The sequence below is a fragment of the Actinotalea sp. genome, assembly GCF_035443605.1.
Classification (GTDB): domain Bacteria; phylum Actinomycetota; class Actinomycetes; order Actinomycetales; family Cellulomonadaceae; genus Actinotalea.
In genome coordinates, this window is sequence record NZ_DAORSQ010000190.1 from 1 (window position 1) to 2,556 (window position 2,556).

A 2,556-nucleotide genomic window follows, 5' to 3' on the forward strand; every position below is an offset into this window, starting at 1 on the left:
GTCGTGGCCGTTGACCACGAGCCAGCCCGAGGAACCGCGGTCCGCGCCCGAGCGCACGGGCACCGCGGGTGGCGGGTCGCACCCCGACGGCGGCGAACCGCTGCTCGACCAGTGGCCCACCGGTCGGCTCTTCTCCGCCGTCGCCCGGCGCATCGAGCGGGACTGGAACGGGCACCTGGCCCACTGGGACCTCAACCACGCGTCCCTCCCGGTGCTCTTCCTCCTGCTGGGCGGGCCGCGCTCGCAGCGCGAGCTGGCGCTCGCCTCCGGGGTGACCGAGCAGACGATGAGCAAGATCATCGCGCGGCTCGAGCGCCAGGGCTTCGTCGAGCGAGGCGCGCACCCGCTCGACCGCCGCCGCCACGACGTGCTCCTCACCCCGCCGGGACGGGCTGCGCTCTTCGAGGCGGGCGACGCGCAGGCGGCCGAGGCGATGAGCATGGCCGGCCTGTCCCGCGACCAGGTGGCCCAGCTGCGCGCGCTCCTGCTCGTCATGCTCGCCGAGCGCCCCCGGGACACCGACCCGGCGCACGAGTACGCGCGCGCAGCCGAGGAGGCCCGCAGCAGGGGGACGCACGGCCACGGGTCGCGGGACGAGGCGGCGCACGACGACATCGCGCACGACGAGGAGCCCGACGCGGACGCCGGGTAGCGTGCCCGCCATGGAGCTCGTCACCCCGGACCCGCGCCGGGTCGAGTACGGCCGCGCGTGGGCCCTGCAGCGCTCGGTGCACGCGGCCGTGGCGGACGGCACCCGGCCGGACACGGTGCTGCTCGTCGAGCACCCGGACGTCTACACCGCCGGGCGGCGCACCGCCCAGGCCGACCGGCCGGTCGACGGCACCCCGGTGGTCGACGTCGACCGCGGCGGGCGGATCACCTGGCACGGCCCCGGCCAGCTCGTCGCCTACCCGGTGGTGCGCCTCGCCGAGCCGGTGGACGTCGTCGCCTACGTCCGGGCCCTCGAGGACGCCCTGCAGCGCACGTGCACGGATCTCGGGCTGGCCACCGTGCTCGTCCCGGGACGCTCGGGGGTCTGGTGCGCCGCCGACGCCCCCGGGCCCGGCGCGCGCCGTGAGCGCAAGGTCGCAGCGATCGGGGTGCGCGTGGCCCGCGGCGTGACGATGCACGGCCTCGCGCTCAACTGCGACCCGGACCTCGGCGCCTTCGCCCGGATCGTGCCCTGCGGCATCCCGGACGCGGACGTCACGTCGCTGTCCGTGGAGCTGGGCCGCCGGGTCGGCCTCGACGAGGTCGAGCCCCTGCTGCGCCGCCACCTCGTCGAGGTCCTCACCCCGCTGCTCGCCGCGTCGCGGGCCGGCGCACCCGCGGCCGTGGCCGTCGTGGTCCCGCGGGGCCCGGTCCCGACCCCTGACGTAGGGTGACCCGGTGACGATCGCACCCGAGGGCCGCCGCATGCTCCGGGTCGAGGCCCGCAACGCCGAGACCCCGATCGAGAAGAAGCCCGCGTGGATCAAGACCCGGGCGACCATGGGCCCGGAGTACTCCGAGCTCAAGGGACTGGTCCAGCGCGAGGGCCTGCACACGGTGTGCGAGGAGGCCGGCTGCCCCAACATCTTCGAGTGCTGGGAGGACCGCGAGGCCACCTTCCTCATCGGCGGCGACCAGTGCACGCGGCGCTGCGACTTCTGCCAGATCGACACGGGCAAGCCGGCCGACCTCGACGTCGACGAGCCGCGCCGGGTGGCCGAGTCCGTCCAGGCGATGGGTCTGCGGTACTCCACCGTGACGGGCGTCGCGCGCGACGACCTGCCCGACGGCGGCGCGTGGCTCTACGCCGAGACGGTGCGGCAGATCCACGCGCTCAACCCCGGCACGGGCGTCGAGCTGCTCATCCCCGACTTCAACGCCGTGCCGGCCCAGCTCGCCGAGGTGTTCTCGTCGCGGCCCGAGGTGCTCGCGCACAACCTCGAGACCGTGCCGCGGATCTTCAAGCAGATCCGCCCCGGCTTCCGCTACGAGCGATCCCTGGAGGTGCTCGGCGCGGCACACGCCGAGGGCATGGTGACCAAGTCCAACCTCATCCTCGGCATGGGCGAGACCTACGAGGAGGTCGTCGAGGCGTTGCACCGCCTGCACGACGCCGGCTGCGACCTGCTGACGATCACGCAGTACCTGCGCCCGTCGCTGCGCCACCACCCGGTGGACCGCTGGGTGCGCCCTGAGGAGTTCGTCGCGCTCTCGGAGGAGGCCGAGCGGATCGGCTTCCTCGGCGTGATGTCCGGACCGCTGGTGCGCTCGTCCTACCGGGCGGGGCGCCTGTGGGGCCAGGCGATGCACCGCAGCGGGCGCCCCATCCCGCCGGAGCTGGCCCACCTGGCCCAGGTCGGCACCGCCCGCCAGGAGGCCCGCAGCCTGCTCGCCCGCTGAGGGCGCGGCACGGTCGCCGCCGGCAGGGCCGGGCCGCGCACGGTCGGGCCGCGCACGGCCAGTAGACTCCTGCCTCATGGCACGCCAGAACTCCCCCGCCGCAGCGTCGTCCGAGCCGTCCGCGAAGCCGGCCAAGGTGAAGAAGGTCCGCTGGTACCACCAGCT

3 protein-coding genes are annotated in these 2,556 nt (G+C 75.1%); all 3 read left to right on the forward strand.

Annotation, left to right across the window (positions count from 1 at the left end; all coding sequences use genetic code 11):
* On the forward strand, positions 1 to 652 hold a 652-nt coding region (locus PKY62_RS12995), incomplete at its 5' end, for a MarR family winged helix-turn-helix transcriptional regulator (protein WP_324537629.1).
* 10 nt (positions 653 to 662) lie between these two features.
* Complete coding sequence (gene lipB, locus PKY62_RS13000; protein WP_324537631.1) at positions 663 to 1,385, forward strand: lipoyl(octanoyl) transferase LipB; 723 nt, start codon at positions 663 to 665, stop codon at positions 1,383 to 1,385.
* A gap of 4 nt (positions 1,386 to 1,389) precedes the next feature.
* A complete protein-coding gene (gene lipA / locus PKY62_RS13005) occupies positions 1,390 to 2,391 on the forward strand; it encodes a lipoyl synthase (protein WP_324537633.1) in 1,002 nt (333 codons plus the stop codon).
* Positions 2,392 to 2,556 lie beyond the last annotated feature (165 nt).

Bases quoted from the DNA above. Each gene is read 5' to 3' on its own strand.
- lipB (WP_324537631.1), top strand. From the start codon at position 663: ATGGAGCTCGTCACCCCGGACCCGCGCCGGGTCGAGTACGGCCGCGCG.